The sequence below is a fragment of the Extibacter sp. GGCC_0201 genome (genome assembly GCF_017566055.1).
Classification (GTDB): domain Bacteria; phylum Bacillota; class Clostridia; order Lachnospirales; family Lachnospiraceae; genus Extibacter.
In genome coordinates this window covers 38470-57222 of sequence record NZ_JABFCH010000002.1, presented here as the reverse complement: position 1 = coordinate 57222, position 18753 = coordinate 38470, and the positions used below count along the sequence as shown (strand labels likewise).

At 48.9% G+C, this 18753-nt stretch carries 17 protein-coding genes; 2 read left to right on the top strand and 15 right to left on the bottom strand.

Annotated features, from left to right (window positions below; translation table 11 throughout):
• Positions 1–29: 29 nt before the first annotated feature.
• The 15 genes from HJV72_RS01570 to HJV72_RS01500 all read right to left on the bottom strand — a co-directional run bounded on the left by HJV72_RS01570 (position 30) and on the right by HJV72_RS01500 (position 15022).
• Positions 30–662: a chloramphenicol acetyltransferase gene (locus HJV72_RS01570; RefSeq protein ID WP_208068151.1), complete on the bottom strand. Its 633-nt coding sequence runs from the start codon at positions 660–662 to the stop codon at positions 30–32.
• A gap of 72 nt (positions 663–734) precedes the next feature.
• Complete coding sequence (locus tag HJV72_RS01565; protein WP_208068148.1) at positions 735–1559, bottom strand: endonuclease VIII; 825 nt, start codon at positions 1557–1559, stop codon at positions 735–737.
• 66 nt (positions 1560–1625) lie between these two features.
• Positions 1626–2525 (bottom strand): helix-turn-helix transcriptional regulator, encoded by a 900-nt coding sequence (locus tag HJV72_RS01560; RefSeq protein WP_208068146.1) that lies wholly within the window; start codon positions 2523–2525, stop codon positions 1626–1628.
• A gap of 83 nt (positions 2526–2608) precedes the next feature.
• Positions 2609–4366 (bottom strand): sensor domain-containing diguanylate cyclase, encoded by a 1758-nt coding sequence (locus tag HJV72_RS01555; RefSeq protein WP_243765482.1) that lies wholly within the window; start codon positions 4364–4366, stop codon positions 2609–2611.
• A gap of 127 nt (positions 4367–4493) precedes the next feature.
• A complete protein-coding gene (locus tag HJV72_RS01550) occupies positions 4494–5738 on the bottom strand; it encodes an aminotransferase class I/II-fold pyridoxal phosphate-dependent enzyme (RefSeq protein WP_208068144.1) in 1245 nt (414 codons plus the stop codon).
• Positions 5739–5755: 17 nt separating this feature from the next.
• Entirely contained in the window at positions 5756–6550 is a 795-nt protein-coding gene (locus HJV72_RS01545; protein ID WP_208068143.1) for an SDR family oxidoreductase, read from the bottom strand.
• Between the two features lie 12 nt (positions 6551–6562).
• Positions 6563–7687, bottom strand: a complete 1125-nt coding sequence (locus HJV72_RS01540; RefSeq protein WP_208068141.1) for a YkvI family membrane protein — start codon at positions 7685–7687, stop codon at positions 6563–6565.
• Between the two features lie 160 nt (positions 7688–7847).
• Positions 7848–9218, bottom strand: coding sequence for a helix-turn-helix domain-containing protein (locus HJV72_RS01535; RefSeq protein ID WP_208068139.1), 1371 nt, complete (start codon positions 9216–9218; stop codon positions 7848–7850).
• Between the two features lie 86 nt (positions 9219–9304).
• Positions 9305–9982 carry an HD domain-containing protein gene (locus HJV72_RS01530; protein ID WP_208068137.1) on the bottom strand — a complete coding sequence of 226 codons (678 nt, stop codon included), beginning with the start codon at positions 9980–9982 and terminating at the stop codon, positions 9305–9307.
• 198 nt (positions 9983–10180) lie between these two features.
• A complete protein-coding gene (locus tag HJV72_RS01525) occupies positions 10181–10864 on the bottom strand; it encodes a DUF2461 domain-containing protein (protein WP_208068135.1) in 684 nt (227 codons plus the stop codon).
• Positions 10865–10875: 11 nt separating this feature from the next.
• The gene (locus HJV72_RS01520) at positions 10876–11724 is read right to left on the bottom strand and encodes an RNA polymerase sigma factor (RefSeq protein WP_208068133.1); all 849 of its coding nucleotides are present in this window, start codon (positions 11722–11724) and stop codon (positions 10876–10878) included.
• Positions 11725–11785: 61 nt separating this feature from the next.
• Complete coding sequence (locus HJV72_RS01515) at positions 11786–13366, bottom strand: hypothetical protein (protein ID WP_208068131.1); 1581 nt, start codon at positions 13364–13366, stop codon at positions 11786–11788.
• A complete protein-coding gene (locus HJV72_RS01510) occupies positions 13359–14063 on the bottom strand; it encodes an ABC transporter ATP-binding protein (protein ID WP_208068129.1) in 705 nt (234 codons plus the stop codon). The genes HJV72_RS01515 and HJV72_RS01510 overlap by 8 nt, the downstream gene beginning before the upstream one ends.
• A gap of 77 nt (positions 14064–14140) precedes the next feature.
• Positions 14141–14500 carry a YccF domain-containing protein gene (locus HJV72_RS01505; RefSeq protein WP_208068127.1) on the bottom strand — a complete coding sequence of 120 codons (360 nt, stop codon included), beginning with the start codon at positions 14498–14500 and terminating at the stop codon, positions 14141–14143.
• Between the two features lie 261 nt (positions 14501–14761).
• Positions 14762–15022 (bottom strand): DUF3795 domain-containing protein, encoded by a 261-nt coding sequence (locus tag HJV72_RS01500; protein WP_208068124.1) that lies wholly within the window; start codon positions 15020–15022, stop codon positions 14762–14764.
• Between the two features lie 210 nt (positions 15023–15232).
• Between HJV72_RS01500 and HJV72_RS01495 the strand changes: the two genes are divergently transcribed.
• Together HJV72_RS01495 and HJV72_RS01490 are read left to right on the top strand one after the other, a co-directional pair.
• On the top strand, positions 15233–16978 hold the full coding sequence (locus tag HJV72_RS01495) for an ABC transporter ATP-binding protein (RefSeq protein ID WP_208068121.1): 1746 nt from the start codon (positions 15233–15235) through the stop codon (positions 16976–16978).
• The gene (locus tag HJV72_RS01490) at positions 16965–18737 is read left to right on the top strand and encodes an ABC transporter ATP-binding protein (protein ID WP_208068120.1); all 1773 of its coding nucleotides are present in this window, start codon (positions 16965–16967) and stop codon (positions 18735–18737) included. Before HJV72_RS01495 ends, HJV72_RS01490 begins: the two co-directional genes overlap by 14 nt.
• Positions 18738–18753: the final 16 nt, after the last annotated feature.

The following is an 18753-nucleotide window of genomic DNA, read 5'->3' as shown; positions in this document are numbered from 1 at the left end:
TACCTATTGCAGCGTAACAGACATCTATATTATATTTTTTTGTTGAGGGCATCCTGGAGAGACTCCGCGAGCCTGCCAATATGGAGGCCATCCACAAAGGAATGGTGTGCCTGGACTGAAAACGGCAGCAACAGCCTCCCATCTCTTTCAAAATATTTTCCCCAGTCAAACAGAGGGGTCGCATTCTCTTTATTTCCGGAATTCGTATGGGAAATATGTGTGTACGATACCCAGGGGAGCGGTGAAAACTGGAATACATCGTTGCCGAGCGGTCCTGTAAAATATTCCTTCTGCTCCCTGGCCGTTTTCTGTGCTGCCGCAACATACGATTCCACCGTCCTCTTCATGGGGACATTCACAACCTTGAACAATTCTGTCTCTTGATCAAGATAGGTAAACGCTGTATCTATACGGTCAAATAAGACTACCTGTCCTTCGACAAACCGGTAGCGGAATTCTTCGATTTCATTCGCGCATCTTGCCACAACGTATATGAGTGACATGGTAAAAGATAAACCTTTCGCTTTTACTTCCTTCAGAAAATCAGTAATATCCAGCTCAAAAGTCACACAGAATGCAGGCTCTATGCTGTTTCTGAATATCTGGCAGTGCAACTTCCTTTTCCAGTTCTGTTCATCGATTACAGTATATGAATTCGCCATGATAACATCTCCTTTTCTTACTATGTGCGTGCTACCCAAGTACAACTCAATGTCTGTAGTCCATCAGCATTATTACAGTGGCTGGCACTCGGGGCAATAATAGACCGAACCGCCGAGATACGCCGACTTGACAATATCACCTCCGCACACGGGGCATTTCTGCCTGTATGTGTTCTTAGACAGTATCGTGTGATAGCTGCCCGGATTTCCCCAGATATCCTTCTCCGTGTCCCGCCCCCCAAGGCGGGACATCTCTGCGAGCACTTCCTTGATACAGCCAAACAGCCGCATGGCCTCTTCCTCTGTCAGCTGTCCAATCTTTTTCTTCGGATGGATGCGGGCCTTAAAGAGAATATCCTGGAGCACTCCGTTACCTAGTCCCGGTATCCTCTGCTGCGTAGCCAGAAATGCTTTTGCACTTATGCCTGGCTTCACGCTTTCCAGCAGCTTGTGAAAATGCGCCTCATTGAATCCCTCTGCCAGAGGGGACAGGCCCTCCTTGCTCATGACATAATATTCATTGTCATACGTGTGCTCAAAGCAGATGATACTGCCGTACATGGCAACCGTAAACAGCAATACCCATCCATCCGTAAAGTCTATACGCAGCTGATACTTTACCGGTATACTGTCCGAAGGAGCAAGCAGCCTTGCATTGACACCGTCATTAAAGCAGAGGCGGATGCCTTCGCTGAGCTGAAGCTCCACATATATTCCAAACCCGGACGTTCCCTTTACTTTCTTTCCACGCATCCGGCCGTCATAATCATCTGGTTCACCGTTGAACCAGCAGAATTTATGCGGCGAAGACGGAGGGTATACCTTGTCCACCGTCTTACCCGTAATCGACTTATCCAGCTCCTCCGCCCTCGACAGGGCTTCCGGCAGTTCAATCATACTACTTACCTCCTATTGCCACAGTGTCCTGTTATTATTATATTACAGGGAATCTGACACCTTCTGTCATATTTCATAAGACTGTCGGATTTTTTCTGCTTCTTCTCGCATCTCCTGTCGCACCCACTCAGGCTCGATCACCCTTGCCAGAGCCCCAAATGACAGCAGGAAACGCTTGATCCATAAGCCCGGTGGAAATGCTGTGTTTACAAGCATGGATCCGTCTTCTGCCACCTCGATGTCCTCCGGAGCGAAAAAGTCCATCACCTGAAAGGACGCTTCCCTGGCAAATGCTATCTTCATAGGAATCATCTCAAGGTCCGTCCCGCATCTCTCCTCTTCGGAATACTCTCTCGGTATGAACATCTCTTCCTCCACCGTAAGCTTCTCTATCCTGCTCAGGCGGAACAAGCGGAATCCGCGCCTTCTGCGGCAATATCCTGACACATACCAGTTCCCTCCCTTAAAGCACAGCTTCATCGGCTCTATGGTACGCTCGCACCAGCCGCCGGAAGAATTAAAATACGCAAAAGAAATGAGCCTGCAATTTAATATCGCCCGTCTGCACAGCTCAAAATATTCCTTTTCCTTCTTCATCGCTCCCCAGCTGCCAAAATCAACTTCCAGCCAGTCTGCCGCCTTCCTGCCGAACAGGCCGGACAGCTGTGTAAGAAGTCCGCTGCTGTCGATTGCCCCCACCGAGTCCAGACTTTGCAGCGCTGTCAGAATCTGCTCCTGCTGCTCCACGCTGAGCAGAGAACGCTCTATCTTGAACCCTTCCATCAGACGGACTCCCCCTCCCTGCCCCTTCTGGGCATAGACCGGAATCCCCGCGGCCGAAAGCGCATCCAGATCCCTGTAGACCGTTCGCACCGATACCTCCAGACGCTCTGCGAGCATCCCGGCAGTCAGGCCGCGATGCTCCATCAAAAGATATAAAATCTGAAAAAGCCTGCTGCTTTTCATATAGGTACACCCCTTATTTCATTTAGGTACACCACAAAGTTCAATTTGGGACGTAACCCTTTTCAATTCTCTTACGTCCTAAATTAAAGTTCATAGTGGCCTTTATTTGTTCTTTTTACTTCATACAGGGCTGCATCTGCCTGCTGGAACAGACAGGTCAGCCCTGTCTTCCTGTCGCTCGTGCATACATATCCCCCGGAAGCGCTTATCATACATTCTGTTCCTTCGGTAAGGCTGATAGCCTTTGACTGCAGCACTTTCCAGAAATTGTCCAACATGGCCCTTATCTCATCCTCCTGCCTGTATCCGTAAGCGAAGATACAGAATTCGTCTCCGGAGCGCCTTGCCACGAGACAGTGTTCTTTCGGAAGTTCTTTCATAATCTGGGCGAATTCCTGGAGGTACCTGTCACCGACATCATGTCCGTACGTATCGTTTATCTTCTTGAACGCATCCAGATCCATCATGACACACGCACATATTTCGTCATCATTCAAACTGCCTAATATCTGAGACGCCTTCTGTTTAAAATGCGGATACCTGCTGAGTCCGGTCAGCTGGTCATGGTTATTCTCATACAGCATCTTCCGCTTATCGAGCATTTCTCTCGTGGCATCTGTAACTGCCCCATAATACCCTGCATCTTCTATAGTAAAATGTATGCGGACGTATCTCTGTGCACCGGCATAGTACACATCCTTTTCATTTTCAACCGCACTCTCCATAAATACCTGAATCATATGCAAAAAGGCCTCCGGGTCTTTCGTATAGCGCTCAAGCATATCAGCGTCCATACCGAGCAGTTCGCCGAGTTTGGACGTAACGAATACATAATCCATATCATTCTGATACTCAAAGGCCGCAAGCGGAATCTGTGACATGGCAATGATTTTGGATATGCGGTCAGAACTGCTCACGACACTTTTTACCATCCTGTTAATACCATTGCTTAGGTCTTCGAATTCCGGGGCCCCTCCTACTTCCACCTTTGTATCGAGCCCGCCTTTTGTTATCTCCGACAGATGGTCCCGGATCTTATGGATGCCGCTTACGACTTTCTGTTTTACAAGATAGTTCAGAAGCAGCACTGCAATTGCCTCGACCGCCAGCAGGTAGATGAATGTCAGCAGTATATTTTTCCAGAATGTATGATACAACGTAGCCTTATCCTTGTATGCCCCTATGAGGACATCTTCATAGGCTCTTGTGACTACGTAACATTCCAATCCGTCATCCATGGTCCTGTATGCCCCTGCCTTGCACGTTTTAAGGCTTTCCAGTCCATAGCCCTCCAGCTCATCGATATCTCCACTCTTGCCGGTATGGGCCACAATCTTGCCGCTGTCCACGTCCATAGCAAAGAATTCTTCCCCTACATCTGTAGGAAACCTGTCAAATATATAATCATAGGTGTTCCTCTCCTGAGCCTCCATCTGGCGGACCGGTTCCAGTCCTACCTGTACAAGACCCTTAACTCCTTTTCTCGATACTCCCACGTATTTCATCATCTTCGCTTCCGCAGTATTCGGCTGTGCTTCCTGAATGATATGCATATCTTCACTGTCACTATCCAGAATCGGAAGAAATCCCCTCATCTGCCTGCCATTGTGAAAGTCCAGGCCGACATACTTTGGAACGGAAGAATACCGGATGATTCCGTCCGCCTCTGTAACATGCAGTTCATCCACGTCGAGCAGAGCAGCCAGATTCCTAAGCTCCTCCACGCTGCCCAGCACGCCGGGATTCTTCTCCACCACGTAGGCAGCTGCTTTCGCCCGGGTCAGATAATCCTCGTCCAGATTCTCCTTTATAGAAGCCAGCTCCTCCTGGTTATTTTCCATCGTATGTATTACCTGCTCTATCTTGGCATTAAACGTATCCAGCTGCCGTCCTCTCAATGAACTTGCAGAAAAGAAGAAGTTAAATACAATTATAACATTATCCTGCCACTATTAGTAGTAAAGAACGTTACTTTTTCAATGTTGCAAGCCTCCTGCATGCCTCTTCAACCGTATCCTGATCAAAGGCATAGCATGCCCGGAACCATCCGGGTCTTTCGCACCCGAACAGCTGCCCCGGCGAAACATTAATCATAAGTTCATGATATATCTTCTCCCACAGTACATGTTCAGCTTCAAATTCCTGCTTTTCCATGTAATCGGAAAAGTCCGCCATCACAAAGATACCTGCCTGCGCTTTCATAGTCGGTGCGCCGATTGTCTTAAGCCCTTCGGCAATGATGTGATATGCAGCGGCAAGGCGTTGTCTTGAAAGCTCCATGATGCCCGGAAGCTCCGGTGATTTCAGCAAGGCCGTCAGCAGCGACTGCGTGTGTGAAGATACGGATGCATAATAAATCATAGATGCAAAGCCCTGTATGATACAAGGATTAAATGAGATGCACAAGCCTGTTCTGAACCCAGAGAGGACAAAGTCTTTGGCAAAGCTGCTCGTCACATGCACCCTGTGGCGGTATGAGGCCGGAACCAGCTTCATCGTGCTGACAAACTCCGCTTCCGGGTCAAACACCGTCTGCGCATAGATTTCATCTGATATCACGTCCAGATCGTGCTCCATGGCAAAGTCAAGCAGCCCCCGTACTGCCACTTCTTTATATACTGTGCCGATTGGGTTGTTGGGTGTTGAGAACAGCACGGCCCTCACTCGTTTCCCTTCCTTTACCGTTTTTGCATAAGCATCTTCAAAGGCATCCCGGTCCAGCGTTTCATCACATGGTACGCCGACAGGAATCACGCCTGCCCGCTCATTGATGTCATCCACAAAACTGGAATAATAAGGGGCCGGAATCAGGAATACATCCCCTGGCTCTGCAAGTAGTGTTGCCAGTGTATCAAGAGCGACCGTACAGCCCGCACAAGTGGCCACATTTTCTTTATCCAGTCTTACTTCTCTGTCATCATTGAATATGATTTTCTGCCAGTGCTCCGCGATGGCCGAGCGGAATTCATCACTGCCCTCAAACTTGTTATAGTGGATATTATATCCCGTCAGGTCCATACGTTCCGACGCCTTCCTCAGAAGATTACAGACTTCTGTGTTTACCAGATGACTTTCTGCGGTACCCATGTTAATCAGGCCTGTCAAATTTGTCTCCTTGTCATACATATTGTAAAAATTGTCAAAATGAGCTTTTACAAGTGGCGGCAAGGTCCGCACCCATTTTTTCCCCCGCTCCGATAGAAATTCAAGCATATTTCTGCACCTCCTGTTTAATTATGTTGAAGACCCGCTTCCGTCTGGATTCCCGGGCGGACGCCCAGTCCCATCGTAGCGTCAATATTGGCTCCATGCATCAGGGTTGATTCATCCCGGAGAAGTTCCCCTAGCCAGAACGCGATTTCCGTAGGCTGAATCAGCCTCTTCTTAGCCTGAGCCGCATCAAAGGCGGCCCGTTCTTCCGGAGTCATACCTTTTAATGTACTGGAATAGAACATGGGCGTCTCAATGGCTCCCGGGCTGATGCAGAATACGTCAATCGGCGTATGGGTATTTTCTGCAGCCAGCTGTTTCGCCAGATAAGCCACCGCACATTTGCTCATACCGTCACTCAAGGTGAATTTGGGAAAACATGCAATTCCGCCGCCCACAGAGGAGATAAATATGAGCTTTGTCTTTTCCGTCTTGGCTTCTATTACGGGCTGGATCTTTTTATAAATCCACAGAGGACCCAGGGCGTTCACGGTCATCATCGCCACATCATTTGCCGCCTTCAGCGGGTCTCCTTGCTCAGCATAGTCTTTGACAGTGCCTGATCCAAGGGCCGCGTTGAATATCACGCCGTACCACTCATGTTCCGTCAGAAAGCTGGCTTGCTCAATCTCTGAAATCCTGCCCTGATCCAGCCTATAGGCAAATACACGGCCTGGGTTCTGCTGCATAAGTTCCTCGGCCTTGCCCGCGGAACGGCGGTAAGTGATATGTACCTCATAGCCCTGTTCCAGCAATAGTTTTACTGTCTCAAGCCCGACACCTTGTGTTCCTCCGGTTACCAATACTTTTTTCATAATAATCCTCCTTTACATCTTCTTGATGAGAACATCTTCTTCATCAAACTCTTCATATTTTTTCTTCTTAATGTATTTTGTATAAATCATTCCTGCAAAAATCACAACGCCAGCGTATCCGGAAATGGGATAAATGATGCTGATCATGGTAGAGAACGACAGCTGTCCGCCAAAAATGCTGACAATGGCTGTCACGATTGCCGCAACGCGGTATGCTTTGCTTTTTGCGTCTGAAGATATCTTATTACACACGGTATACAGCATCGGTACCGCCGTCGTGTAGATTCCAAGGAGCAGCAGGACCGAAAAGATATGGCCGAATACCGGACTTATGGATGCCGCTACAAAGAGAGACGGAATCTCCAGGTTGTAGACATCTGTAATATTCGCCAGCAGTCCGAAGTTGAGAATCATAACTGCGATAAGGAACGCACCGCCGCCAAACAATCCGCCCAGGATAGAATTCTTCTTGTTCGTCGCAGTGGACTTCCCTATATCTGCCAGATACGGCACGACTCCTGTAACCGTGTATGCCCCATACATAAGACCGGACAACGCCCAGTTATTAAAATTAGTATTCACCTGTACAGTCTTCAGGTTCTGGTCTGCCTGCGCGATACCTTCCGGATTATTTACAATCGACAATATTCCGATAAACATCGTGACAACGAGAAGAACCGGTGCAATGTAACCTACGATTTTAACCAGCTTCTCTAGTCCGAGCAGGACGGTACCAAGCGAAGCGATAATCATAATCGCACGGCCGATGTTGCCATTTACTCCGTAATATTCTTCAAATGTCGAGCCTGCGCCCGAAATCATCATAGAATATACGAAAAACAGCATGATTGGCGTGAACCATTCCAGTGCGAAGCCAAGATATTTGCCGAGATAGAAATTAAACATCTTGCCTGAGTTATTTAGTTTGAGATACCTGCCGTCTTCCACGATCGTGCTCACGAACCATGCATACAGAACGAGTGCAATTGCGCCGGCACCAACACTTCCCGCCACGCCAAAGCCGGTAAAATACTGCATGCATTCTTGTCCTGACGCAAAGCTGGAGCCGATGACGAATCCCATGAATGCCCCGCCTATAGCAATCACCTGTCCAATCTTTGCCTTGTTTTCTTCCATATCTGTTCCCCCTTTTCTAATGAGATATCAAGTTGCATTGCTGCTATGTCTACATTATAAAATCCTCTCAGCCTGTTTACACTTGAACAGATGTGAATAAATTGACAATTAGAAAAACGGACTTGAATTCAAGAAATTCAAGTCCGTTAAGATTCCGGCTTTACAGATAGCGTAGCACATCTTCTGCCGTCAGTCTGTTACAGAACGGCTTTTGAAGCATTTTTTCAAAAAATTGCTCAAAAGCGCCCCGCATCCTCGGATCCATAGATATGTGGTAATTATCGTTTGGCTTCTTTTTGGAGTTTTCGATATTCAAAGAATATGTATCCAAAAAGATGGAGGGTGCCCTTCTCAGCTCTTCACTCAGAACGACGGTGTCTCTGATTACATAAAGCCTGACATCCGGGTTTTCCGACATTACCTGGCTCAAATATGTGAGGTGGATTCGTGTCTGCTCCGGCGTCAGATGATGGCTGACATTGCCGACGCTTATATTGCCGTTCGCCAAATACTCATTTAGCATAGAAGAATACAGAACGAGATCTATCCGTGCTTTGCATGTGCGTTTTGCAAATACCTTCTTCAGCTTTACGAGATAGCGCGCATAGCTTTCATCTTCTGCCTGTGCAATAAAGATGTCCATGATTTCCCCTGGGAAGAGCATGGCGGGAGGTTCATTAAAGAACTGCCACTGGCGCCGGTCCGAATAGGAGTCGAGCTGCACGTTCGTCCGCCTGAGACTTTCCGGCTCGGCCGGATCCAATAGCTTTTCCCCTGACTCCGCAATCTGCTGGCAGACAGAGGCAAACCGGCTAATGATGCTATGTTCCATAGAGAATACAGCGGATATCTCTCCGCCCACGCTCCACAGAACCTGCAGGCAGAGCAGGTCATTGATTACCAGAATCGACGGCTGCTCCGGCTTCCTGCATACAATAGACATCTCAATATAATCAAAACTTCCTATGGTGTCTATAATGACGGCCGCATAAAAATTATAATCTGTGGTCAATCCTTCCGGCTCCAGCGCCAGGCTCAGTTCTACCTTATGCACTCCGGCATCGCGAAGCTCCTTCATCAGGCTCCTGAACTCCTTACCGTACAGGCGGAAAAGGTCAAATGTCGCCGTTATGCTGACGTGCCCGTCATACAGATCCATCGCCTGCACGAAAGCGGCTCTTGTCAGCTCAATCAATGTATGACGGTCGTCAGCAAAGGACATAGCATTGTTATTGTAATTCTGAAAGATAAGATAGCTCCTGTCACTTGCATAGGCCATCTTTAGCTCTGCCTGGCATTGCTGCCTCTGTGCTTCTCTCTTTGCCTCATCCGGCACATGTGTCTGTGCAGTGAAGCAATCCGCCATCTGTCCGATGATCCGTTCCGCATTCCGCTCCGACGGCAGTTTGCTTCCATGAATCCATTTGCTGATGTATGTGGCGTCATAGCTGAGAGCGTCTGCCAGCTCGCTTTCCTTAATCCCGGCCTTATCCATCTGGGAGCGGAGTGATCTTCCAAACTGATTCTTCATGTCACACCTCTTTTCTGTAATCATTGTAAATGATTCATCCATGGGTGACAAGCAGATTACGGTAAAACATTATGAAGAAGCACGCCTCAGCACAGTTTATTGCCATTTGCCGTCAGCTTGAACTGACAGCCGAACACTTCTGCCGCCCTGCGGCACATAATCATCCGTTCCATAAATATCTCGAAATAATCCATCACCGAACACATAGAGTCGTCCAGCTCCAGCGTCATACGGATATTCTTTTTCTCTTTGTCCACATCGAGCACTGATGACAAAGCCGCATAATTTACCCGGTCATGGATATCAAAGTTCGCAATTACCTGGTTCTGCACCCTGTTGCGGCGGACGTCTGTCTTGTCGGCAAGTATGAGCGCTGCAGATACTACATCCACTGCAGTTCCTGTCGCCTCGTCATGATTCCCGATTGCGGTGGTCACAGTGAGTACGTCTTTCAGTGGCATCCCCATATCCTTTAGTATCCCGTATGCAAGTACCGCACCTGTATGGGCATGGTCATGCCGGTTGACGCTGTTGCCGATGTCATGCATATAACCGGCGGCTTTGGCCAGTTCTATCTCATGCTTCTTATACCCAAGCTCTTTCAGTATCTTTCCTGCACATTGTGCCACTTTAGCGGCGTGCCTCCTGGAATGCTCTGTAAAGCCAAGCTCCTTCAGAACAGAATTTCCATTTTCAATCAGCAGCCGCAGCTCTTCATTATCTCTTATCTCTTTGAATGCTATTCCTTTTTTCTCTTCTTTCATGTATGTCTTTCATCCTCTATCGTCTTATTATCGTGCCCTGGAAAGTTAATCAAGCACATACGTCTTTGTCATATGATACCCTCTTCTTTCCCGGATTATTTATCACTCGCTAAGTGTAACTTACAAGCGGCAAGATCGATACCATGATACTGGAAAGGTTTTGTAAAAAGCATGTAAAGCTTCACGCCCGACCGGCTGTTATGGCTGATTCATAAACTGGGAATCTGCCATGGCCCTGTTCATAAAGTCATTAAATGGTTTGATGACCTTGCAGATTTCCAGCACGTTATCGACAAACTTGCCGGCGTCTGTCAGCTGTCCGTCCGCCAGCGGATACTCTACATACCAGCTTTTATGCTTCAGATAAGCGGCCTGAGGGTGCTCTCTGTCATAACCTGCCGGTACATTTTTAAGGGAAGTTCCTTTCACTTCAAAATAGTTCCTGAATGTAGCGTCTCCGATTATGCCTTCCCACTCGTTGCCGTGCGCCGCAATATAGTCGCGCATCATCGCTGTCTCTTCTTTGAATACGTCCGCGAACAGTCCGCCTCCCAGAAAGGAGGCGCCCGGAGTAATCATCAGATAATACCCGACCGGGACCGGCTTCTTCCCCCCTTCAGACAGATGTACACGGAATGCCGGATTGTACGGAGACTTGTCCTTGCTGAAGCGGGTGTCCCTGACAAGCTTGTATGTAAGCTTCTTCGGTTCATGAAGCAAGATGCCCGGCTCCATTTTTCCAAGCCCGATCATAAGCGTCTCGACCAGCTTCAGAAATTCCGCTGCCGCAGCTTCGTAATCTGCCTTATGTTCCTGATACCACTCCCGGTTATTATGCTCTTTCAGCCCTTTTAAATATTCCATAATTATCTGCAGATCCATCCTGTCCCTCCTTATGCTTCTGTAATCGTACGGTACTCTTCCGAATCGAAGAATCCCTGCAGCCATTCCTTTACTTCCCTGCCTCCATGATAGAAGGGCAAGTCTGAAAAGACAAAGGACAGGTCGTCCACACGTTCCATCGCATTCTTGAATCCATGCATCACCTCATCATCTCCTTGTTCCATGGCAGAGTATTCCAGATTGCCCGGCTGGAGCCGGTGGCTTGCAATCGCGTAATTCACCCGTCTGCCGCAGTTGCACATGCCGCCTTCCAGACCACAGTATGTGCCCATGAATTCCGCCATCCTGGCCCTGACGCGGGAGAGGCGCTTCCGGTACGCCTCAGGAGAGATTCCTAGGATGTCTCCCGCAATCCTGCTGTCAACTTTGAACATCGTTCCAAGTATAAAGACGCATCTGCTCTCTTTGTCCAGGCACTGGAGCATCACGTTCGTACAGGACATCTTCAGCTCCTCTTCGAGGATTGCCTGCTCGACCCCCTGGGTCAGGTCCGGAATATCTTTCCCCGCGCCTCCTTCGATATCTTCGCCATAAAACTCAAAGCTGAGCGGATATTTTGAAAACATGTTTTTCTTATAATCCTTTAGATAATTTGACGCAATCCGGAAGACCCACGTAGTAAATCTACTCTCTGCCCGGAAGGATGACAGATGGGTCATCACCTTAATCAGAATCTCCTGTGTGGCGTCCTCTGCGTCTGCTATCGTCCCAAGCATCCGCAGCGAGTAGTTGAACACAAGGTCCTGTATCTCTGTGAGTATCTTTTCCACTGCACTTTTGTCTCCAGCCACAGCCTGGCCGACCAGCTGTTCCATTTCTTTTTGTAATGTATCATCCATATCATTTTACCTCCTGTTATATTAGACTCCGTTTCCTCCCTTCTGTGACATAAAAAGACAGTTAATTTCTCAGCCGGAACGTTCTGGACGCGAAACGGTATACGAGCAGCGAGGCAATGAAGCTGTAAAGTACGCAGAATGCTGTAACCGCTATCCCGAAGACAAACGTATCCATGCGCAGCTTCATGAACAGGAAACATACGATGTACGTGCCGGACATTATGATTCTGTACGTGGCGCTTTTCAATTCCGTATTGACATTGTACGGCTGGAGCAGATAATAACAGGTCAGATAGTGTACGGAAAAGAATATGCTCAGCACAAGTATAGATACGAACAGGACGACATAGTTCAGCGGGTTATCCGTACCGCCGGAGATATAGAGCATCATTGCCAGTCCTGCCCCGATGACAGCTGCGGGAAGCAGGTTGACTTTGATGATTTCTCTGAGCCTGATGCGGAACAGCCTGAGGATAAATTCCGGCTTTTTAAAAAAGGCAAATGTGAGCATGCTGTGGTCGCAGTTCATAAACAATACCTGGGTAAAGGACGTCCCCCGGTTGATTGCATACATGATAAATACGAAATAAGGCAGAAATACGAGCAGCAGCCTGTTTACCGCCTCCTTTACCTCTGCATTGATCTGCATGGCTGCCAGAAGCACGGCGATGAACGCCGCCGCTATACATGCGGTCCGCCGGGCCGGGCGCCAGAGCGCTCTTTTATGTCTGCGGATGAACAGCTCGTTAAAGTATTCAAATCCTTTCTTCCTGCTTGTAATCGCCGTATCCTGGCTGATCATCTTCCGGCTCTGCTCTTCCGTCGCCTTCTTAATAATGTCGTTCATCTCTACGGAATTTCTCTTATCCGCCAGGATAAGCTGGTACATCTCCCGATATTTTCCAAATCTCATAATCCGAATCAGGCTGTACAGGCCGGACACTACTGCCAGGGCAGCGATGACTGCGAATGCTCTTACCGGAACTACGATTCCGGCATAAGGAAGCCCGTAGGCTGCCACCAGCAGGATTCCGGTCAGAGGCCAGGCAAATCTGGGCGGAAGGTTCTCATTCATGCACATGCCCTTCTTCTCATAGCGGAGCAGAAGCAGCCACGCGGCAATCATCTTCGCAGCCGTCACAAAAAAAGGAAGCAAGATGCACAGGCCCAGATTCATATTCCATGTCACGCCAAAATAAATCGTAAATGGCATAAATCCCACTGCTACCTTCAGCGATGAATACAGGTAGTTAGAGAGCGTGTATTCCCTGGCATCCATGCGCATAAGAATCATCGCATAATACTTGTCATTCGTAGGATTGAACATATACGTATTCATGAATGTGCCTATGACTGTCAGAAACAGCAGAATATGCATGAACGTGTCCTTGGCGTCTCCCCCTTTATAAAAGCCGGCCGGCAGAGCCACAAGAAGCAGCAGATATAGATATTTTCCAAGAAATGTAGAGATAACCTCCCAGAGAGCAGTCAGGATATTTGCAAATATCTTCAGTCCCCTGCTGGCATACAAATCATCCGTAAAAAGTCTTTTTATCACAGGTATCTGCTGGATAGAATATATAATCCCGTTCACCCGGTATGTATTTTTCAAATCATACGAGATGCCAAATGCCCTAATCATCTTCTTCCTCCTTAAGTGCCCGGATAATCTTGTCCTTGAATTTTGTGTTGTCCAGATTGTACTTGTCCACGACCTCAAGCTCTCCGTGGTTCAATATTACTATCTCGTCACACAGATCCAGCGCAAGTTCCATGATATGAGTGGAGAAGATGATGATGTGGTCTGACTTGAGCTTTCTCAGAAGCTCTTTCATCTCTTCCGCAACCACCACGTCCAGGGAAGTGAGCGGTTCATCGAGCAGCAGTACCGGCGGCCTGGCTATAATATTCACCAGCATCTGCATCTTATTCTTCATGCCGTGGGAATAGTCCTTCAGCAGCCGGTCCCTGTCTCCTTTTTCTATGTTCATCATATCAAAATATTCGTCTATCGGCCTCAAGCCGGTTATCGACTTTTCATTGATCTCTATAAAAAACTTGATAAACTCGCGGCCTGTAAGGAACGCAGGCACGGTAGGCGTAGACAGGACGTAACCGATATCCTCAGGCTTTATCTCCTCTTTCTTTCCGTCGTCCAGGTAAAAGCTCCCGCTCTCCGACTTGATATCCTTGTTGACGCAGTTGAACAGCGTCGTCTTTCCGGCGCCGTTCCTTCCCAGAAGCCCATATATCTTGCCGCTTTCAAACGTAAATGATATATCCTTCAGCACCTCCTTTGTCCCAAAGCTTTTTGTCAGATTCTCAATAATAAATTCCATGCATTTCTCCTTCTGATTCTTGCAGACATCTGTCTGCTTTGTACAACTCTTACTTCCTTGATTCCAAATCCCCTCTGTTACAGCACTTCCGCGCCAAACGGCATAAGCGCCAGCTGTGCCAGCTTAAAATGCTGCAGGCCGAACGGTATGCCGATGACAGTGATGCAGAGCAGTACGCCAAATACTGCGTGCTCAAGTGCCAGAGGTACCCCCGATACGATAAGCCAGATTATGTTAAGCAGAAGAGAACCTGCCCCTCCGCCGTATCTGACTTCCTTGCCGAATGGGAAGAAACTCAGCGATGCGAACTTGAAGCACTGCATTCCTACCGGTATACCTACGATGGTGATACACCAGAGCAGCCCTGCAAGGCACCAGCTTAAGCCGCTGAATACTCCTCCAAATACGAACCATAACACATTTCCAAGACAACCCATATCTTTCACCTCCTTCTCTACGGATACAATATCCACGACAAGCTTTTAAAATCGTGTGAACTAAAAAAGACCTCTATCATGACATTGACATCCTTGACATCTGCCACAATAAAAGTCTCGCTATCTCATTTGATACGGATACCTTCCGGTATCGGCTGACGATTTCAAACCCGCCTGATTCAGGCGTTCAGCTACTCCCTTTCAATTGCTTGATATAGAATATAGCACCTTGGCGACTCCTTGTCAATATGTATAACACAATTAAGATTCCTTTATCCATCTCCTGCAGCTCTCAAGCCTTGGTGCAGGGTCAAACCCCATATCCTTCCCCATCTCTGCCTCCATCTCACAGGGGAAGTCCTCACACTCGCCGCAGTGGTTCAGCCCTTTTCCCTCACAGCATACCTTCACTCCACAGTCGCCGCCCCAGAAAGGCCTCTCCATATTCGTACATCCGGTACAGTTAACCTCCTCCTTACGCTCACAGTCATTGCAGCAAATGCCACATCTCGATTCGTACATCGTATCCTCCTTCGGAAAATCCATCGTATAAAACTATGTATCAACTACATTATATGATTAAAATATGTTAAAAACAATGATAATTTTTATAGATGGGTACACCACAAAGTTCAATTGGGGACGTGATCCTTTTGAAAAATGTTACGTCCCCAAATTGCTTTTTCCACCGCCACCGCTTATACTTATGTTTGTAAAGGAGAGACTATCATTATGAGACGATTACTAAAATATCTGAAGAAGCATCCTGTAGTGACGGTTCTTGCACCGCTTTTTAAAATGCTGGAGGCCAGCTTCGAGCTTTTTGTTCCTCTGGTAGTGGCCAGGATGATTGATGTCGGAATCGGCCGGCAGAGGTCAGCCTATCTCTGGCAGATGGGGGGGATTCTCATCCTGCTTGGCATTGTCGGTTTCGGCTTTTCTGTCACAGCACAGTATTTTGCGGCCAAGTCGGCGGTGTCGGCCGGCATGGCTATGCGCAATGACTTGTTCGCCCATATTAATACGTTGTCATATAAGGAAATCGATACCGTCGGTACTTCTACGTTGATCAATCGAATGACCAATGATATCAACCAGGTCCAGAATGGGATAAATATGTTCCTGCGCCTGTTCCTGCGCTCCCCTTTCGTCGTGTTCGGCGCCATGATCATGGCTTTTACCGTGGAAGTCAAAGCGGCGCTTCCCTTTGCGGCAGCCATACCGCTTCTGCTTGTCGTCGTCTTTGCGATACTGCTCGTCAGCATGCCGCTGTACCGCAAGGTACAGAAGCAGGTGGACAAGGTGCTCCTGAGCACCCGCGAGAATCTTCTCGGCATCAGGGTCGTGAGGGCTTTCAACCATCAGGACAGCGAGATGGAGCACTTCCGGCAGGAGAGCGGCAGCCTTTTTCAAAAACAGATACATGTAGGGAAGATATCCGCCCTTTTGAATCCCCTCACGTATGTAATCATCAATCTGGGAATCATCGCTATTCTCTGGTCAGGCGGCAGACAGGTCAACATTGGCAGCCTCACCCAGGGTCAAGTGATTGCACTGATTAATTATATGTCACAGATTCTGGCGGAACTTATCAAGCTCGCCAACCTTATCATCCTTCTGTCAAAATCTATGGCCAGCCTGAACCGTGTCAACCAGATCTTCGATATGCACCCTTCCATCGACGGCGCAGGTCTGCCTCTGCCAGCCGTAATAGAAAGCGTACCTGCAGTCCGGTTCAAGGATGTCTCCTTCCGTTACGCGGATGCCGGCAAAGAGACGCTGAGCGGCCTTAACTTTACGGCCATGCCCGGTCAGACGATTGGTATCATCGGCGGTACCGGCTCCGGCAAGACGAGCCTCGTAAATCTCATCCCGCGTTTTTATGACGTATCGGAAGGTAAGGTGCTCCTGAACGGGCAGGATGTGAAGGCATCAGCCCCTGCTTCCATACGGAGCCATATCGGCCTCGTGCCACAGAAGGCACAGCTTTTCAAAGGGACGCTCAGAGAAAATATGCAATGGGGTGAGCCGGATGCCTCCGAGGAAGATATCTACCATGCGCTCGACACCGCCCAGGCCAGAGAGTTCGTGGACTCCAGGCAGAAAGGCCTGGAACTCATGATAGAGCAAGATGGAGGCAATCTCTCCGGCGGCCAGAAGCAGCGGCTTACCATCGCCCGGGCACTCGTGCGCAGGCCAGGTATCCTTATTCTGGACGACAGCGCCTCCGCGCTCGACTTCGCCACAGACGCGAAGCTTCGTAGCGCTATCAGGCAGGACACGAGGCAGATGACTGTCTTCCTCGTATCTCAGCGCGTATCGGCCATTAAAAACGCAGACCAGATCATCGTCCTCGATGACGGACACATTGCCGGAACCGGCACACACGATGTACTGCTCGATACCTGTGCAGTATATAAGGAAATATACGAATCACAGATATCCGGACAGGAGGTGGCACATCATGCAGATGCATAAGAACAGGCAGGATAATAAGAAAAGCAGCCGCATAGTGATGCGGCGCATCCTCGCGTGTATAAGGCCGCACCGTGCGCTGGTCGTACTGTCGCTGCTGCTGGCCGTCGCCACCGTAGTGCTGACACTTTACATCCCTATCCTGACCGGCCACGGCGTGGACAAGATAATAGGAAAAGAGAATGTAGACTTTAACGGCCTTGTATCCATCATCGTCACGATACTCCTATGCATCGCTGTGACGGCTGTCTGCCAGTGGTTCATGAACCATATCAACAATAAGATAACCTACCGGGTCGTTAAGGACCTGCGCATCCGTGCCTTCAGCCATCTGCAGGTACTCCCCCTCTCCTACGTGGACAGCCATTCCTTGGGAGATCTGATTAGCCGTATCATCACGGATATCGACCAGTTTTCCGATGGCCTGCTGCTTGGGTTTACACAGTTGTTTACCGGCGTCATCACCATACTTGGCACGATACTTTTTATGCTGAGCATCAATCCATACATTACGCTCGTAGTCGTCGTTTTAAGCCCGCTGTCTTTCCTGATTGCAAACTTTATATCCAAACGTACCTTTACCATGTTCAAGATGCAGTCGGAAGCGAGGGGCGAGCTGACCGGCTTCACAAATGAGATGCTCGGCGGCATCAAGGTCGTGCAGGCATTCGACCATCAGGCTGAAGCACAGGAGAAATTCGAGGAAATCAACGAAAGGCTGTCAGGATATTCTCTGCGTGCAACGTTCTTTTCCTCTATCACGAACCCTGCCACCAGGTTCATGTACTCGGCCATATATGCCGGGGTTGCGATTGCAGGATGCTTCGCGGTTATCAGCGGCATGCTGACAGTCGGCCAGCTCTCCAGCTTTCTGAGCTACACGAACCAGTATACGAAGCCTTTCAACGATATCACAGGCGTCATTACGGAATTCCAGAACTCGCTCGCATCTGCGGCCCGGGTGTTTGAGCTGATTGACCAGCCTTCCATACCGGAAGACAAGGCCGACGCGGTACAGCTCGCTGATCCGGAAGGGCAGGTTACCATGCAGGATGTAAGCTTTTCTTATGTACATGACGTCCCATTGATAGAGCATCTGAATCTGAACGCAAGTCCGGGACACCGGATTGCCATCGTAGGGCCGACCGGGTGCGGCAAGACGACGCTCATCAATCTGCTGATGCGCTTTTATGAAACCGGCTCCGGCGCCATCAAGATAGACGGAACAGACATCCAGGATATCACCACCCATTCCCTGCGGGCCGCTTATGGCATGGTGCTGCAGGAGACCTGGCTGAAAGCTGCTTCCATCCGGGACAATATCGCATACGGTAAGCCGGACGCCACAGAAGAAGAGATTGTACGGGCCGCCAAAGAGGCCCACGCCCACAGCTTTATCATGCGGATGCCCGATGCCTATGACACAGTCATCGCAGAAGGCGGGAGCAACCTCTCCCAGGGGCAGAAGCAGCTGCTCTGCATCGCCAGGGTCATGCTGTGCCTGCCGCCGATGCTCATACTGGACGAGGCAACCTCATCTATCGATACTATGACAGAGATCCGTATCCAGAAAGCTTTTGAAAAAATGATGAAAGGCCGCACGAGCTTCGTCGTTGCGCACCGCCTGTCCACCATAAAAAGCGCAGATATGATTCTTGTGATGGACAAAGGGCATATCATCGAACAGGGCAGCCACGAAGAACTATTGAAAAAAGGCGGGTTCTATGCCCGCCTGTACAATAGCCAATTCGCTCCCATATAAAATCATCCTCCAGGCC

What these genes read in the sequence shown, in the direction of transcription:
- HJV72_RS01540 (WP_208068141.1), bottom strand. Translation starts at nt 7,687, where the DNA reads ATGGAAGAAAACAAGGCAAAGATTGGACAGGTGATTGCTATAGGCGGG.
- HJV72_RS01505 (WP_208068127.1), bottom strand. Translation starts at nt 14,500, where the DNA reads ATGGGTTGTCTTGGAAATGTGTTATGGTTCGTATTTGGAGGAGTATTC.
- HJV72_RS01500 (WP_208068124.1), bottom strand. Translation starts at nt 15,022, where the DNA reads ATGTACGAATCGAGATGTGGCATTTGCTGCAATGACTGTGAGCGTAAG.
- HJV72_RS01545 (WP_208068143.1), bottom strand. Translation starts at nt 6,550, where the DNA reads ATGAAAAAAGTATTGGTAACCGGAGGAACACAAGGTGTCGGGCTTGAG.
- HJV72_RS01515 (WP_208068131.1), bottom strand. Translation starts at nt 13,366, where the DNA reads ATGATTAGGGCATTTGGCATCTCGTATGATTTGAAAAATACATACCGG.
- HJV72_RS01555 (WP_243765482.1), bottom strand. Translation starts at nt 4,366, where the DNA reads ATGGAAAATAACCAGGAGGAGCTGGCTTCTATAAAGGAGAATCTGGAC.
- HJV72_RS01565 (WP_208068148.1), bottom strand. Translation starts at nt 1,559, where the DNA reads ATGATTGAACTGCCGGAAGCCCTGTCGAGGGCGGAGGAGCTGGATAAG.
- HJV72_RS01570 (WP_208068151.1), bottom strand. Translation starts at nt 662, where the DNA reads ATGGCGAATTCATATACTGTAATCGATGAACAGAACTGGAAAAGGAAG.
- HJV72_RS01490 (WP_208068120.1), top strand. Translation starts at nt 16,965, where the DNA reads ATGCAGATGCATAAGAACAGGCAGGATAATAAGAAAAGCAGCCGCATA.
- HJV72_RS01530 (WP_208068137.1), bottom strand. Translation starts at nt 9,982, where the DNA reads ATGAAAGAAGAGAAAAAAGGAATAGCATTCAAAGAGATAAGAGATAAT.
- HJV72_RS01525 (WP_208068135.1), bottom strand. Translation starts at nt 10,864, where the DNA reads ATGGATCTGCAGATAATTATGGAATATTTAAAAGGGCTGAAAGAGCAT.
- HJV72_RS01535 (WP_208068139.1), bottom strand. Translation starts at nt 9,218, where the DNA reads ATGAAGAATCAGTTTGGAAGATCACTCCGCTCCCAGATGGATAAGGCC.
- HJV72_RS01520 (WP_208068133.1), bottom strand. Translation starts at nt 11,724, where the DNA reads ATGGATGATACATTACAAAAAGAAATGGAACAGCTGGTCGGCCAGGCT.
- HJV72_RS01560 (WP_208068146.1), bottom strand. Translation starts at nt 2,525, where the DNA reads ATGAAAAGCAGCAGGCTTTTTCAGATTTTATATCTTTTGATGGAGCAT.
- HJV72_RS01550 (WP_208068144.1), bottom strand. Translation starts at nt 5,738, where the DNA reads ATGCTTGAATTTCTATCGGAGCGGGGGAAAAAATGGGTGCGGACCTTG.
- HJV72_RS01495 (WP_208068121.1), top strand. Translation starts at nt 15,233, where the DNA reads ATGAGACGATTACTAAAATATCTGAAGAAGCATCCTGTAGTGACGGTT.
- HJV72_RS01510 (WP_208068129.1), bottom strand. Translation starts at nt 14,063, where the DNA reads ATGGAATTTATTATTGAGAATCTGACAAAAAGCTTTGGGACAAAGGAG.